At 38.5% G+C, this 15645-nt stretch carries 9 protein-coding genes and 2 pseudogenes; all 11 read left to right on the top strand.

Features of this window, described 5'->3' with window-relative positions; genetic code table 11:
• The first annotated feature begins 76 nt into the window (after nucleotides 1-76).
• The 11 genes and pseudogenes from ACFX4I_RS15985 (at nucleotide 77) to ACFX4I_RS15935 (ending at nucleotide 15559) form a co-directional block, all read left to right on the top strand.
• Nucleotides 77-967, top strand: coding sequence for a selenium metabolism-associated LysR family transcriptional regulator (locus ACFX4I_RS15985; protein WP_230302670.1), 891 nt, complete (start codon nucleotides 77-79; stop codon nucleotides 965-967).
• A gap of 243 nt (nucleotides 968-1210) precedes the next feature.
• Entirely contained in the window at nucleotides 1211-2116 is a 906-nt protein-coding gene (locus ACFX4I_RS15980; RefSeq protein ID WP_230302671.1) for a hypothetical protein, read from the top strand.
• Nucleotides 2117-2615: 499 nt separating this feature from the next.
• Nucleotides 2616-3242, top strand: a complete 627-nt coding sequence (locus ACFX4I_RS15975; RefSeq protein ID WP_377421696.1) for a metal-dependent hydrolase — start codon at nucleotides 2616-2618, stop codon at nucleotides 3240-3242.
• Between the two features lie 215 nt (nucleotides 3243-3457).
• Nucleotides 3458-3901 carry a C40 family peptidase gene (locus ACFX4I_RS15970; protein WP_283931715.1) on the top strand — a complete coding sequence of 148 codons (444 nt, stop codon included), beginning with the start codon at nucleotides 3458-3460 and terminating at the stop codon, nucleotides 3899-3901.
• A gap of 629 nt (nucleotides 3902-4530) precedes the next feature.
• Entirely contained in the window at nucleotides 4531-6660 is a 2130-nt protein-coding gene (locus ACFX4I_RS15965; RefSeq protein ID WP_377421694.1) for an ATP-dependent Clp protease ATP-binding subunit, read from the top strand.
• A 386-nt stretch (nucleotides 6661-7046) separates the two neighbouring features.
• Nucleotides 7047-8927, top strand: a pseudogene (gene pulA / locus ACFX4I_RS15960) (type I pullulanase); the annotation flags it as partial.
• A gap of 189 nt (nucleotides 8928-9116) precedes the next feature.
• Nucleotides 9117-12080 carry a formate dehydrogenase subunit alpha gene (gene fdhF / locus ACFX4I_RS15955; protein ID WP_377421692.1) on the top strand — a complete coding sequence of 988 codons (2964 nt, stop codon included), beginning with the start codon at nucleotides 9117-9119 and terminating at the stop codon, nucleotides 12078-12080.
• Nucleotides 12073-12594, top strand: a pseudogene (locus ACFX4I_RS15950) (helical membrane plugin domain-containing protein); the annotation flags it as partial. The gene fdhF and the pseudogene ACFX4I_RS15950, both read left to right, overlap by 8 nt.
• Nucleotides 12595-13242: 648 nt before the next feature.
• On the top strand, nucleotides 13243-13746 hold the full coding sequence (locus ACFX4I_RS15945; protein WP_377421690.1) for a PCYCGC motif-containing (lipo)protein: 504 nt from the start codon (nucleotides 13243-13245) through the stop codon (nucleotides 13744-13746).
• A 177-nt stretch (nucleotides 13747-13923) separates the two neighbouring features.
• A complete protein-coding gene (uvsE, locus tag ACFX4I_RS15940) occupies nucleotides 13924-14895 on the top strand; it encodes a UV DNA damage repair endonuclease UvsE (RefSeq protein WP_377421688.1) in 972 nt (323 codons plus the stop codon).
• A 385-nt stretch (nucleotides 14896-15280) separates the two neighbouring features.
• Nucleotides 15281-15559: a M20/M25/M40 family metallo-hydrolase gene (locus tag ACFX4I_RS15935; protein ID WP_377421746.1), complete on the top strand. Its 279-nt coding sequence runs from the start codon at nucleotides 15281-15283 to the stop codon at nucleotides 15557-15559.
• The last annotated feature ends 86 nt before the right edge of the window (nucleotides 15560-15645 follow it).

The following is a 15645-nucleotide window of genomic DNA, read 5'->3' as shown; positions in this document are numbered from 1 at the left end:
AATATATTTTTGCTATTTCAATGATTACTTTCACTTATGATAAAATGAAACACATAGGTAAATAAGGGAGGTAACTATGGATCCGTTAAAAGTATTCGTCACCGTTATCGAACAGAAAAACTTTTCAAGAGCAGGGGACATTCTGAACTTGTCGCAGCCAGGAGTCAGTCTTCACATAAGAAATCTGGAAAATGAGTTAGGAACGAAATTAATTTATCGTTCTCCCAAACAAGTACAAATAACAGAGCCGGGAAAAATTTTGTATAGACATGCAAAGCAAATGCTTGATCATTATGAGACAGCAATAAGAGAAATAAATGAATTTAATAACGTGGTTAGCGGAACGATGAAAATAGGTGCAAGCTTCACGATAGGGGAATACTACCTTCCAAAAGTTTTAGCAGAATTTGCGGCTCAATATCCGATGGTGGACATACAAATCATCATCTCGAATTCTAATGAAGTCATACAAGGAATACGTTCGAATAAGCTTGATATAGGCTTGATTGAGGGTGAAACGGATTATAAAGATATTGATGTCAGACCATTCATGAATGACGAGATGATTGTCGTCGTCCCACCGGTTCATCCACTTTCACAGATGGATCTCATCGAGGGCACATTGCTCCAAAACCAAACATGGGTGCTTAGGGAGCAAGGATCGGGAACCCGTACATATTCCGATAAACTTCTGAGAAGCCTGGAGTTAAATATAAAGAAAACCTTTATTTTCACCAGTATCCAAGGAGTGAAAGAAGCGGTGATGGCTGGGCTTGGCATTGCCCTGTTATCACGATTGACTGTACAAAAAGAACTGAAGTCCAATGAATTGAAAACCTTTCATTTGAAAAATGAACCCATTATAAGACCTTTTTCGATCGTGAAAAAGTTAGACCTCGAAGCCTCAAAAGCCATGGAGTTGTTTTTAAGGAAGGTCGAAGAATTTGCGATAAGGGGCCAGTCCTAAATAAATCACCTAAACTTTTGCTCATCCTTTCATTTTCAATGAAGAGGTTGGGCATTTTTAACGACGAAATATTTTTAATTTTAATGAAAACGTCGAAAGTATTTTGGAATATGTCAATAATTATACGAATTTTACGTATTTTCACTTAATTAGAAACATATAAATTAAATAGGTAGTCTCCAGGATGTTCTAAGTCCCTGTAGACTTTTCCTGATATTAATAATCTTAAAAGGAGCAACCACATTGGCTATAGACGAGCAGAAAGATAAGCGAATTTCTGTTTTCGACAGGATTATAGGTTTCATGCCAAAATTTTATGTGATTGGGACAATTTTAATTTTTGTTTATACGCTAGTTGCGATGGCTCATTTAGGTATCCAAACTTTGAAAAAGCCAGAGGAAGCTGTTGTACCTGCCCCTCCTATTTCTCAGGGCTTTGAACATACATTGATATCGTTAATCATCGAACCGATCGTAACTTCTGAATTTTATCAAATCATCTTTAACACGTTATTTCTTTACCTTGTTTGGATATTGCTTTTCCTATTAGCACCGATTGCTTTTTACCGTTTAAAACACTTTAAATTTTTTAATATCGAAATTGAAATTGAAAAACAAGATGCAGCCGTTTATGAAGTATTCAGCATGAGCAGTTCAAAAATGAAATTTGCTGCGTATTTAACATCCGAGGAATATCAATTGGAGATATCAGAGGAAATTGCCAACAGCAAGGACTTTAAAACACCCTTAATCTATACATTGGACTGTGCCGTAGATTTTTATTCCGATCAATTAGGACTTTCATTTACCTATGATATCTATACCCTGAACCAGTTCAAAAAAGCAAAGCTGCCAAAATCCATCAAAGCGATGCTTGATAAATCCATTCAAACCGGCGATCCATGCATTACGAATAAAAGCAATAGTGATAGTGAATATTACAAGAACTTTCTTATCCATTATTTCGAAAATATGGACGGGAAATTTGTCACTGTCTTAAATAGTTACCAAACTGAATTCGATACATTCGATAAATCACTGCTTAAGATCCTGCAAAACGTCATATACGATTACTATTTACAGTATCACTATATTTACGATGGGAGTGAGAAGCTGGAAAAGAATGAATCGATTTCACATAATAATTAAAAAAACCACCCTACAAGTGGTTATTTTTTTTGGAAAGGTGATTGTTAATTATATTTTGGACAATTTCATTATTACCAATGAGCTCAGACGATTTCTTTACATGCTGTTCCCGAAAATTCATGTTCTTAATTTTCTTGGACTTTTTCCCATTTTTAAAATTATTGAAGGCATTTAAAAAAGCTATCTGAATCACTCCCCTTATAGATTAGTATATTCATATTTTGGATAAAATTTCATGAAAAACTACAATTTACAGAAAAATATTTTGCGGTTTTAAGTGATGAAAATTAACTAAAAAAAGGAATTAAAGACTTTCTAGAAGAATTGATTTTAATTTAGAATGAGGGATTTATAAGCTCAAATTATTGATTACTACGGCTTTTTTATAAAAAATAAAGTAATTCCCCCCAAAATATTGTATAGTTAGAATACTGGGATTCGAACAAACATTCGTTTCTTGGGAATAGAGATTACTTCTTAGTGGAACAGGAGAGAGACAGTGAACGGTACAGCACACATGGCATTAGGGGCAACAGTTGGATTCTTGACGGCAAACGCACTTCAAACAGATCCAACTACCACTTTATTCTTGGTTGGCATTGGGGGAGTTTCAGGCCTTATGCCCGATATGGATATTGATGGGAAGTTAAGTAATAGGATTACCTTCTCACATAAGTTTATTCGAACGATAGCACAAACGATTGGAATATTAATGATCATTTATAGTCTTTTGGAAGGCTCTGAAACGGAAAAATGGATCGGCGTAGGGGCAGGAATCGGAATCATCATCATTTCATCTTTCATCAGACAAAGGCATATGCTGACCTTGACTGGATTAGCGGTTTTAGGCGGCGGTTTATCTTTGCAGGAAAGCTGGCTGTGGCTATTAGGAGTTTATATTATCCTAGCATCCTTTACACCACATAGAAGTTATACACATTCGATTGCAGGTATGGCTTTCTTTGGCATCGTGGCCCATCAATTCGAAGCCTTTATGGGGATTGACGGAATTTTCACTACTTGTTTATTAGGATACATAAGTCATTTAATTGCGGATTTGAAATGTTTACCTTTTAACAAACGTGGGGTAAAGTTATTTCTTCCATTTTTCTCAAAAGAATTTTGACAGTGGTTTTCTTACCGCTGTTTTTTCTATGAAGTAAAGTAAAGGTGCTTTGACTTTAAATTGAAGGGACACCTGATTCGGCTTTTTTTATGTTTTATATGGTCATTCTTCCTAAATCTACTAAATGTAACATATTTGTAAAGATCCTGTGATGCGAGTGATATACCTATTCTAGTATATTAAGTTTAGCAAATCACATCAGGGGGTAAAATAATTTGTTTAAGAAAATTGTCGTCGGATTGTCATTGGCTATCATGCTTGTAACCTCATCTTTTGCTGGGGACCAAGTGGAAGCTGCTTCATATCATACAAAAGCGATTAAAGTGGCTAAAAGTGAATTAGGTACAAAATATAAAATGGGTGGCATTTCTTCTTCAGGTTTTGATTGCTCCGGTTTAGTGAAGTATTCATATCAAAAGGCTGGTAAGAATTTACCAAGAACCGCGGCTGACATATATAAAAAAGGAAAGAAAGTTAAAAGCCTGCAAAAAGGTGACTTAATGTTTTTTGCACCAAATAAAGCGAAAAAACCTACACATGTGGCTATATACATAGGAAACAATGAATTCATACACTCATCATCATCTAAAGGAGTTTCATACGCTAAAACCAATAATAGTTATTGGAAGCCAAAGTATATTGGTGCGAAACGTATATAATAGAAGGAAATCACACTTAATATAAAAAACAAAGAGACTTAATGATGTCTCTGACTGAAGGCAAGCTCGAAATAATTGAGTCAGCCTTCAGTTTTTTTCTTTAAAAACGTTCAAATTGCTTTAAGAAATCCGCTCCCTTTCCGTCTGTCTGCCTAGCCTCATCAAAGCAAGCGTCGTGGGATCTTGGCTAGCCAGTTATTCGGCAGAAGTGTCGTAAATTTCTTCAATCTAATAGATCAGGATGAGACCAATCCGAGCCCTTGTTGGCTATAAAAAAGACTTTAATTGAAGTCTCTTTTTTTGTTTTAAAATAAGAGTGGATGAGGCATACGGACAAGGAAAAAGGAAATTGATGTTTTGTTAATAGATTACGTTATGGTTATCCTGAAGTGGGTGTTCAATAATATCTGAATGTACTAAGAGGCATACATAAAATCTTTTTATTTGACTGGAAATGGATAATTTAATATGCTTAGCAAACCAAATCGAAGGAATTTCTTTTTTTATTGCAAAAAAATTCCCAGACAAAATTATTGAAAGTCAAAGAAGGTCAATGTATAATAAAGTCAGAAAGTCAAAGAAGGTCAAAGATTTATTGTGAATTCAATTTTTAAAAGGAGGAGTACTACATGCTTTGTGAAAAATGCCATGTAAACCAAGCAAATATTCAAGTTCATCTAAATATGAATGGTCAGGAGCATGATGTGAAACTGTGCTCCACTTGTTATAAAGAAGAGCGAAACAAACTTGGAGCAGCAATGGGCGGAATGGATACAGGGAAATTCCAATATAATGGATTTCCAAATTCATTCAATCCATTTAATTATAATGATGTACCAAAACCGGATTCAGCTGAACATGGCGAGGACGGAGGATTGCTTGAGGAGTATGGCCGCAATTTGACCGATGCTGCTAAAGCAGGACTTATCGATCCGGTTATCGGAAGAAATGAAGAAATCAAACGCGTCATTGAAGTTCTAAATAGACGTAATAAAAATAATCCCGTTTTAATCGGTGAACCTGGTGTCGGTAAAACAGCCATTGCCGAAGGTCTTGCTTTAGCGATTGTTGAAGGTTCAGTGCCTGTTAAATTACGTAATAAGCTTGTATATATGCTTGATGTAGCGTCCCTTGTTTCGAATACTGGAATTAGAGGGCAATTCGAAGAACGAATGAAGCAATTGATCAGCGAATTGCAGGAAAGGAAAAATGTCATTTTATTCATCGATGAAATTCATCAACTTGTGGGAGCGGGTTCAGCCGAAGGATCAATGGATGCAGGAAATATCTTGAAGCCTGCACTTGCACGCGGCGAACTTCAGCTTGTCGGGGCAACCACTTTATCCGAATATAGGAAAATTGAAAAAGACGGTGCCCTTGAAAGACGCTTCCAGCCTGTACACGTTAATGAGCCGACAACGGCTGAGGCATTGGTCATCTTACATGGCTTAAAAGATAGTTATGAATCATATCATGGTGTAACATATAGTGAGGAAGCCCTAAAAGCGGCTGTTGAACTCTCGAACCGCTACATTCAAGACCGATTCCTGCCTGATAAGGCAATAGACTTAATGGATGAAGCTGGTTCCAAATTGAACTTGACCATCGAAGACGGCCAGGTAGAAAACATGAAAGAGCGTCTGGCGCAAATTTATAAAGAAAAAGAAATGGCTTTAAAAGAAGAAGCATATGAAAAAGCTGCCCTTCTTCGTGATGAAGAAGAAAAACTGGAAAAGTCCTTGCAGGCTGGGGAAAATGCAATTAAGCCAACCGTTACCGTTGAAGACATTCAAAATATCATCGAACAAAAGACTGGTATACCTGTAGGTAAGCTCCAAGAAGATGAGCAAGAAAGAATGGTTCATCTCCAAGAGGAGCTGATGAAAAAAGTAATCGGGCAGGAAGAGGCTGTCAAAAAGGTTTCCAAGGCCGTTCGAAGAAGTCGTGCTGGATTAAAATCCAAAAATCGTCCTACCGGTTCTTTCCTTTTCGTTGGGCCGACAGGAGTAGGTAAAACCGAATTGGCGAAAACCCTTGCTGAGGAATTGTTCGGGGACAAAGAAGCGATGATTCGTCTTGACATGAGTGAATTCATGGAGAAACACAGTGTTTCTAAATTAATCGGTTCTCCTCCTGGATATGTAGGGCATGAGGAAGCCGGACAATTGACGGAAAAAGTTCGCCGCAAACCTTACAGTATCATCTTATTGGATGAAATCGAAAAAGCACATCCGGATGTATTGCATATGTTCCTGCAAATCATGGAAGATGGCCGCTTAACCGACAGTCAAGGGCGGACCGTTACTTTTAAAGATACCGTGATTATCATGACGAGTAATGCTGGGGTCGGTGAGAAGCAAAAAGTAATGGGATTCGGTACAAGTTCAGCTGTGGAAGAGGCTTCAATCCTACAATCTTTAGGCAGTTTCTTCAAACCGGAATTCTTGAACCGATTCGATAGCATCATTGAATTCTCGGCATTGAAGAAGGAAGATCTTCTGCAAATCGTTGATATCATGATTCACGAGCTAGACGAAACACTTGCTGCAAATGGTTTATCTTTAGATGTAACTAATGAAGCGAAACAAAGACTAATTGAACTCGGATATCACCCAGCTTTCGGGGCGAGACCGCTCCGCCGTGTTCTTCAAGAACAGCTCGAAGATGGCATCACTGACTTTATCTTTGAGCAGCCAGAAGTAAAGAACTTCACTGCAGTTGTTGAGGATACCTCTGTGAAAATTATTAAAACACCATAAAGAGTACTAGAAATGCCTCCAAGACCGTAAAACTGTTATGGAGGCATTTTTTTATTTTTTTTGGATTCACTTTTCATAAAATGATAGGTAATGTTCAGCTAATTGACTTGCAGTTTTCGATTAAATATAGATTTCTGAATTTTCGACATAATTTGCCGATCGAATGTTTTGATGGGAATTGCCTGTGGAATCATACCATAAGGGAAGATTCGCTCATGATTATAAAAATTAATAATTCCTGTTCTAAAATGGGAATTTCAATGGAGGAATGACCTATTAAAGATTCACTTTCTTATTTTGAAGAAGAAAATAAAAATAATCGAAAACCTATGGATAATGAAGCGGAAAATCAGTTGGAATTTCTGCCGATTGCAAATATTGATCCAGTAAACCCGTCGGAATTGGATGAACTATATTTCTATGAAGGCAAAGATTTAGGAAATTCCTATCTTAAAGATAAAACGGCATTCCGATTATGGGCACCACTTGCATCTGAAGCTAAGCTAGTCACTTACAAACATTGGGATGATACAGATGGAATGGAGATTCAGATGGTTCGTTCAGAAAAGGGGACCTGGACCATTGAGCTGAACGGAGATCAGGATGGTTTGATTTATACATATAAAGTGAGAGTGGGAGAAACCTGGAGTGAAGCCGTCGATCCCTATGTTCGTGCAGTTACTGTTAATGGTAATAAAGGAGTCGTGATAGATTTAAATGATACGAACCCTAAAAGGTGGACTCGGGATAAACCACCTTTCGAAAAAGCTGAGGACATAGTCATTTATGAATTGCATACTCGGGATTTGTCGATTCATCCTGAAAGCGGAATCCATCATAAAGGTAAATTCCTAGGAGTGATTGAAGCCGGCACCAAAGGTCCAGAAGGAGCGAAAACGGGTCTTGATCATATTAAAGATCTAGGTGTTACCCATGTTCAGTTTATCCCGATATTCGATTTTGCTACAGTCAATGAAATGAAATTGAATGAACCACAATATAACTGGGGATATGATCCACAGAATTATAACGCTCCAGAGGGCTCTTATTCGACTGATCCGTATCAACCAAAAGTAAGGATCCGGGAGTTAAAGGAAATGATTCAAGGCTTACACGATCACGGTTTACGAGTAATCATGGATGTTGTATATAATCACGTTTATAAAGTGGAGGACTCAAACTTCCATAAACTCGTTCCCACTTACTTTTTTCGCTATAACGCAGACGGCACCTTATCTAATGGAACTGGTGTAGGAAATGATACCGCGTCTGAACGTAAAATGATGCGAAAATTCATCATTGAATCCGTAACCTATTGGGCGAAGGAATTTAACCTTGATGGTTTTCGTTTCGATTTAATGGGGATTCATGATGTGGAAACGATGAATGAAGTGAAAAAGGCACTGGCAGAAATTGATCCGACCCTCATTGTTTTGGGAGAAGGCTGGGATATGGACACCCCCCTGGCCCAAGAGCTGAAAGCAAATCAAAAGAATGCTTTTAAAATGCCTGGAATCGCTCATTTTAACGATGCGATCCGTGATGGTTTAAAAGGGTTTGTAATGAATGAACATGATAAAGGATTTGTGAATGGCAAACCAGGAATGGAAGATATTATAAAAAAGGGCATCGCTGGTGGTTTGAAATATGACGAAGATATAGCAACATATCAAAGACCAGATCAAGTGATCAATTATGTGGAAGCACATGATAATTATACTTTATGGGATAAGCTTCTCATCACTAATTCTGATGCGACAGAACAGGTACGGAAACAGATGCATAAATTAGCTTCGGCCGTCGTCTTAATGTCACAAGGAATTCCCATGATACATGCTGGACAAGAGTTCATGCGCACGAAGGATGGGGATGAAAATAGTTATCAATCTTCCGATTGGATTAACCGGCTGGATTGGAAAAGGAGAGCGGAGTTAGATCGGGAAGTGGAGTATATGAAAGGTCTAATTTCGCTCAGGAAAAATCATTCTGTTTTTAGGTTAAGCACACCCGAAGAAATTGAGGAGCACTTACAATTCATTGATGCTCCGCCAAATGCGGTTGCATTTACTTTAAAACATAAGGATTACAAAATTGCAGTGATTCATAATGCAAATTGGGACGCGATAACCATTTCTCTTCCCCACGAAGGTGATTGGTCCGTTTTAGTGGATGGTCAGCGGGCGGGCCTGGAAGTAATAGAAAGGGTTAAAGGGAGTCAGATAACCGTTGCCCCTTTAAGTTCGTTTGTACTAAAACACAAACTCTAACCAATGATAATAAAGTCGAAGTGAGTGAATACTAGGTCTCACTTCGACTTTATTTCATTTTCGGATATGAAAATTATTGGTCAAATGAAGTCTTCCATTATTTTCTTTCGCAAGTTTGAGAAAAAATGTGCGGGGGTAGAAAATACTTAATGATGAATTTTATCGTTTTTTAAGAGGGGAGCGATTATTTTGCCAGAGAAAGTACAGATAAAAATCAATGGTGCAGAGGCCAGCCTGGAAGGTAATCAAACAATTTTACAAATGCTGACGGATAGCTCGATTGAAGTCCCGAATGTTTGTTACCATCCTAGCCTAGGTCCTATCGAAACATGTGATACATGTTTAGTGAGCGTTAATGGAGAACTTGTAAGGTCTTGTTCCACTAAGATTAAGAATGGGGATGTAATCGATACAGTTGCACCAGATGTAAAAGAAGCACAGGTCATGGCGATGGACAAGATATTGTATAACCATGAGCTTTATTGTACGGTTTGCGATTATAATAATGGCACTTGTGAAATACACAATACTGTTAAGGAAATGAAGGTAAATCATCAAAGTGTTCCTTTTGATCAAAAACCTTATGAAGTGGATCGGTCAAATCCATTTTATCGATATGATCCGGATCAATGCATCCTTTGCGGCCGTTGTGTTGAAGCTTGTCAAGATGTACAGGTCACTGAAACATTGACCATTGATTGGGAAGCTAAACGCCCACGTGTCATTTGGGATAATAATGTTCCAATCAATGAATCTTCATGTGTGTCATGTGGACACTGTTCCACAGTTTGTCCGTGTAATGCAATGATGGAAAAAGGACTGGAAGGGGAAGCCGGATTTTTAACCGGCATCGCTAAACAAACTCTTCGCCCCATGATAGAAATCACGAAAAATGTAGAAACGGGATATGGTTCGATTTTAGCGATTTCAGATATGGAATCAGCCATGAGGGATGCAAGGATCAAGAAGACGAAAACGGTTTGTACATACTGTGGGGTAGGATGCAGCTTTGACGTTTGGACCAAAGATCGTAAAATCCTAAAAATCGAACCGCAAGTTGAGGCACCTGCAAATGGAATTTCGACTTGTGTAAAAGGGAAATTCGGATGGGATTTCGTGAATAGTGAAGAAAGACTCACAAAACCTTTAATTAGAGAAGGAGATGCGTTCAGGGAAGCTGAATGGGAAGAAGCCCTTGAATTGATTTCCCGTAAATTCACCGAAATCAAAGAGTGTTACGGACCTGATTCGATGGCTTTCATAACGTCCTCCAAATGCACCAATGAAGAGTCCTATTTAATGCAAAAGCTGGCAAGGGGAATCATTGGCACCAATAATGTGGATAACTGTTCCCGGTATTGTCAGACACCGGCGACTTTGGGACTATTCAGAACGGTTGGATACGGCGGGGATACAGGGGGCATAAAGGATATCGAAAAGTCCGAACTTGTATTGATCATAGGCTCGAATACATCCGAATCCCACCCCGTTTTGGCTACCAGAATCAAACGTTCCCATAAACTAGGTAAACAGAAGCTGATTGTGGCGGACATCAGAAAGCATGAAATGGCTGAACGGTCTGACCTCTTCATTCAGCCTGCTCCGGGAACGGATATCATATGGCTGTCGGCCGTAACTAAATATATCGTCGACAAAGGTTGGACAGATAAAGACTTCGTGGAAAATCGTGTAAATGGGATGGAGGAATACATCAACACTTTAGAACCTTACACAATGGAATATGCGGAAAAGGTAACAGGCGTAGCTAAAGAAGATTTAATTACGCTTGCAGAAGCCATTCATGAAGCGGGGAGCGTTGCATCGCTTTGGGCCATGGGCGTTACACAGCATGGCGGAGGAAGCGATACGAGTACTGCAATTTCCAATTTATTGCTCATAACAGGTAACTACGGTAAACCTGGAACAGGTACTTATCCTTTACGCGGACATAACAATGTACAAGGAGCCAGCGACTTTGGCAGTATGCCGGATCGCTTGCCAGGTTACGAAAAAGTAACGGACAAAAATGTACGCGCGAAATATGAAAATATCTGGGGTGCCAAAATACCCGAAAACCCTGGCCTTAATAATCATGAAATGGTCGAAGGGATTCATGCAGGTACCCTCAAAGCAATGTACTTAAAAGGTGAAGATATGGGTCTGGTCGATTCCAATATCAATCATGTTCATGAAGCATTTGAAAAATTGGAATTCTTTGTGGTACAAGATATCTTCTTATCAAGAACGGCAGAATTCGCGGATGTCGTCCTCCCAGCAAGCCCAAGCTTTGAAAAAGAAGGTACTTTCACGAATACCGAACGCCGTATTCAACGTCTATATCAAGTCTTTGAACCGTTGGGTGACTCAAAGCCTGATTGGCAAATCATTATGAATGTAGCTAATTCGTTAGGAGCAGGTTGGAATTATGAGCACCCAAGTGAAATCATGGATGAAGCAGCTAAACTATCACCATTATATGCTGGAGTAAGTTATGAACGCTTGGAAGGATATAAAAGTCTTCAATGGCCAGTGGCACCAAATGGTAAAGATACGCCGCTTTTATTCACGGAAGCTTTTCCTTTCCCCGATGGAAAAGCAAGGTTATTTCCAGTCGAATGGACCAAACCGATTGACTTTGGGGATGAGTTTGATATCCATGTGAATAATGGCCGATTGTTGGAACATTTCCACGAAGGAAACATGACTTATAAATCAAAAGGCATCACTTCCAAAACACCAAAAGTATTCCTTGAGGTATCCCGGGAATTGGCAAAAGATAGAGGGCTTGAGGATGGCACTCTTGTTCGGCTTACTTCACCATATGGAAATGCAAAAGTGCAATGCCTGATCACGGACCGTGTAAAAGGTAAAGAGGTTTATCTGCCAATGAACGATTCACGTGATGGGGCAATCAACCAATTGACAAGCAGCCATTCAGATAAAGATACTGATACCCCTGCCTATAAGGAAGTGCAGGCAAAAATGGAAGTGCTCAGGGTCAAAGGAGATAATCCATTGCCGAGCATCAACCATCGTAATGGTAATCCACAACCACAGATAGGTGTACAAGTACAAAAAAAATGGGCCCGCGAAGATTATATATTCCCTGGTGACCTCTTGAAAATCAAAAAGGAGGAGAGGAACCGTGGCTAAAGCGACAAAAGTGATCAATCGAATCACCTTAAGCGATGAAGAAAGAAGAAGAATCGAACTCGAGGATATAGAGCGTACCCTTTTGGAAAATAAAGAAGTGATTAAAGAAACGTTTGATGTCATGAAAGGTATGCAGGATCGTGGGATATTATCAATGGTTAACAGTTTGTTAAAGGAAGGGGACAAAGTGCTAAACATTCTGGTCAAAACAGCAGACACCCCAGAAACGGCAAATACGCTAAAAAATCTCCTTCTCATTCTTGGCACTTTAGGAACACTTAATGTTCAGCAGCTTGAACCGCTTATCCTCAAAGTCAATTCAGGGATTGCCCGTGTGGCCGAAGCTGATAAAACTCCTGATAAGCCAAGCTATCTAGCAATGCTGCGTTCCTTGAATGACCAAGAAGTCAAACAAGCCATGGCATTTCTGATGACCTTCCTTAAAGGAATGGGAGAAGATACAAGCGATTTAGAAAGAACCACCCAACTACCAGAGAATCAGCAATTTCATAAAGCGAATGAAACAGGAGACATAGAACGGCCGACCACCAGAAAATCATACGGATCAAGTATACCCAGTAAAGGCGGAAGAGGAAAAAAACGAAATACCAGCTGGTTTTGGATTGCAGCAGGAGTTTCACTCATAACCATTCCGCTAACCTTATCGAGAAGTAAGAAATAAGGACCTTCCTCGTTCTTATTCGGAAAATTGAAACGTAAGTAAATTCGCGAACGATATGGAATTTATCTTGAGTGATGGTGACGAATTCCCACCAAAATATTTAAGCCGAGCCGATGATTCCCTTATAGGAAATCATCGGCTTTTTTCGAAAGGTAAGTGAGGTAATAAACTACTATCAAAATTTTTCTCACTAGCCTTTTATTAATATATTTTTATTTGATACAAATAATAAAGTCAATCATTAGTGAAACAAACATATACATACACTTAATCAAAAAGTGGCGGAAAGGTGAGAATAGGACACCTCTTTCTTTTTTTTTCTTAAAGTGTGGTTAATATCTATAAATATGCACGAAGTCGTACCAGAAAGGCATTTTAGTATACTTGTCATTTTAAATCCTTATATTTAGGAACCTAATGCTTGTAGAAATCCCTTGTGTGCCATAAAATGGGAGTATAAAATGATCAAGGAGTGTATAAATGAAGCTAAAATTAATGACAATATTTTTGGGAATCTGTACTTCTTTAATACTTTCAGGTTGTTCAGGAGAAGAGGAAAGTGCTGCTCAAAAAGAAAGCAGTCATGAAGGACATTCAGAGCATACGGTATCAGGAGATCTTCAGGAGGAGACCAGCAGTAAGGAAATAGCACCGGATTTCTTGGCTGATAAACCTGAGGATATGAAGACAATCTATTTAGCTGTTGCTCAAAACAAAGATTTACTTGAAAAAATACCTTGTTACTGCGGTTGTGGAGAGTCAGCAAACCATAAAAATAATTACGATTGTTTTATCCATGAGAATAAAAAAAATGGTGAAGTGGTTTGGGATGACCACGGGACGAAATGCGGAGTTTGCTTAGAAATAGCAGCTCAATCCATATTGGACTTGAATGATGGTATGAGCATCAAAGAGATCCGGAATAAAATCGATGATAAATATAAAAGTGGATATGCCAAACCGACCCCGACCCCTGAAGTGTAAAGAAAAAAAGTATGAAATTCTAGCATGAAAATGATATTTGGAAAAATGGCCTTTGTCCGATAATCATTCGGAAAAAGGCCATTTTAATTTTTTGGAGGGATGTTTGCTTACATATATAATATTGATTGCAAAGGGGAATACTTCCAATAACCATAAAACCGTAAAGGAGCTATCCCATTGACATTAATTCGCCTTGGTTATGTAGCCATGAGTAATCATGTTCCAAATTGTTCACCATCCCAAACGATGACTTTTGCTCAGTTTTCGAAAATTAAGGACAGGGATGCCGCGATAAGGAAGCTCGAACGCATTTCAATTTCCAATCTTCATAATTGCTGGCGTTTACTGATTCATAACGAAGCTAATAATATTCAGTTCTTTAGGCTTTCTTCAAAACTTATCCCTTTAGCCAATCATCCAGAAATTCCAGAATGGGATTACCTCGAACCTATTTCAGGAGAACTGGCTAAATTAAAAACATTCATTACAACCCACCCAAAAATAAGGATAGATTTTCACCCAGATCATTTCGTCATCTTGAATAGTACAAATATCGATATTCTGAAAACATCATTAAAAACATTAAGGATGCATCATACGTTATTAAAAAAAATGGGAGTCGATCAAGAGCACCGCTGTGTTTTGCATGTTGGCGGCGGTTATGGCGAGCATGTACAGGCATTAGAGCAGTTTATCCATAATTGGGGTTTGATTCCGGAATCGATTCAAAGAATGGTCATTCTTGAGAATGATGATACTACCTATACGTTGTCGGAAACACTTTATTTATGTGAAAAATTAGGCATTCCAATGGTTTTTGATTATCACCATTACCTCGCACATCAGTTACCAAGTGAAGATTGGAAAGATCATTGGGACCGAATATTGAATACCTGGAGTAATTCCAAGCTACCTCCTAAAATGCATATTTCAAGTCCAAGGTCCGATAAAGAATTTCGAGCACATGCTGAATATGTGGATCCAAGTATGTTCATGGAATTTTTACAACATATTAAAGGAAGCTTACCGCAATTGGATTGCATGATTGAAGCAAAACAGAAGGATGGAGCACTTTTCCAGTTGATGGATGAGCTGAAAAGTTATAAAGAGATAGAGATCATTGATGATGCCAGCTTTTATATTCATTAATTGATTGGGGTTATATTTGACAAAGGGAAGTAAATAAGATTCTCTTTATCAAATATCTTTTGTTTACATAACGTAATTATTGTTAACATAGAAGTTTTCAACAACAAAATAGTAAAAGAAATTCCAATGCTGATATATCAAGTGGGGATATTTGTCTTGCAACAATGTTTTGGATGTTTGAGATGAATTGACCGGCCATCGCGATAGCATCAACACTTTGATGCGGAGCTGCTGCATGACCCCCTTTTTATTATGGCTGTCGTAACATTTGGTAAATACAGGGAGGTTGCATATCTAATGCGATTGCCGTTCGGGTAGATTTAGCCGGCACGACGCGAACGATTAAAAAAGAAACACAAGGTGCCTTTGATGCAAAAAATGAAAACTGCTACAATCGGTAACAAATTTTGGGGGCGGTTCGTACACGTATGAATATGAAAGAGGATACTCTCCCACTTGGAATGACAAACGCATGACTCAGATAGCGAAAAACGTTGCAGAGATTTGCATTGGTAAAAACAGCATGGTTGAATTGGAAAATCCTTTTATGAGCGGCGATGATTTTGTCCACTTATCCAGTTCTGTTCCTTCTGTTTTCATTTATTGGGGAACAGGTACAGCGGGTAAAGAGAGTTTTCAATGGCATCATTCCATGTTAATTTGATGCCATTGAAATATGGTGTCGCCCTTGCAGCCCAAATTTTTTACTTTTTTAAATGAGAAGCAGACATGAACAACTTTACTAGTTTA

Origin of the sequence: Peribacillus sp. YIM B13472 (assembly GCF_042788005.1) — a bacterium.
In the GTDB taxonomy this organism is placed as follows: Bacteria; Bacillota; Bacilli; order Bacillales; family DSM-1321; genus Peribacillus; species Peribacillus simplex_E.
The sequence above is the reverse complement of the archived record's forward strand: the minus strand, read 5'-3'. Positions and strand labels throughout refer to the sequence as shown.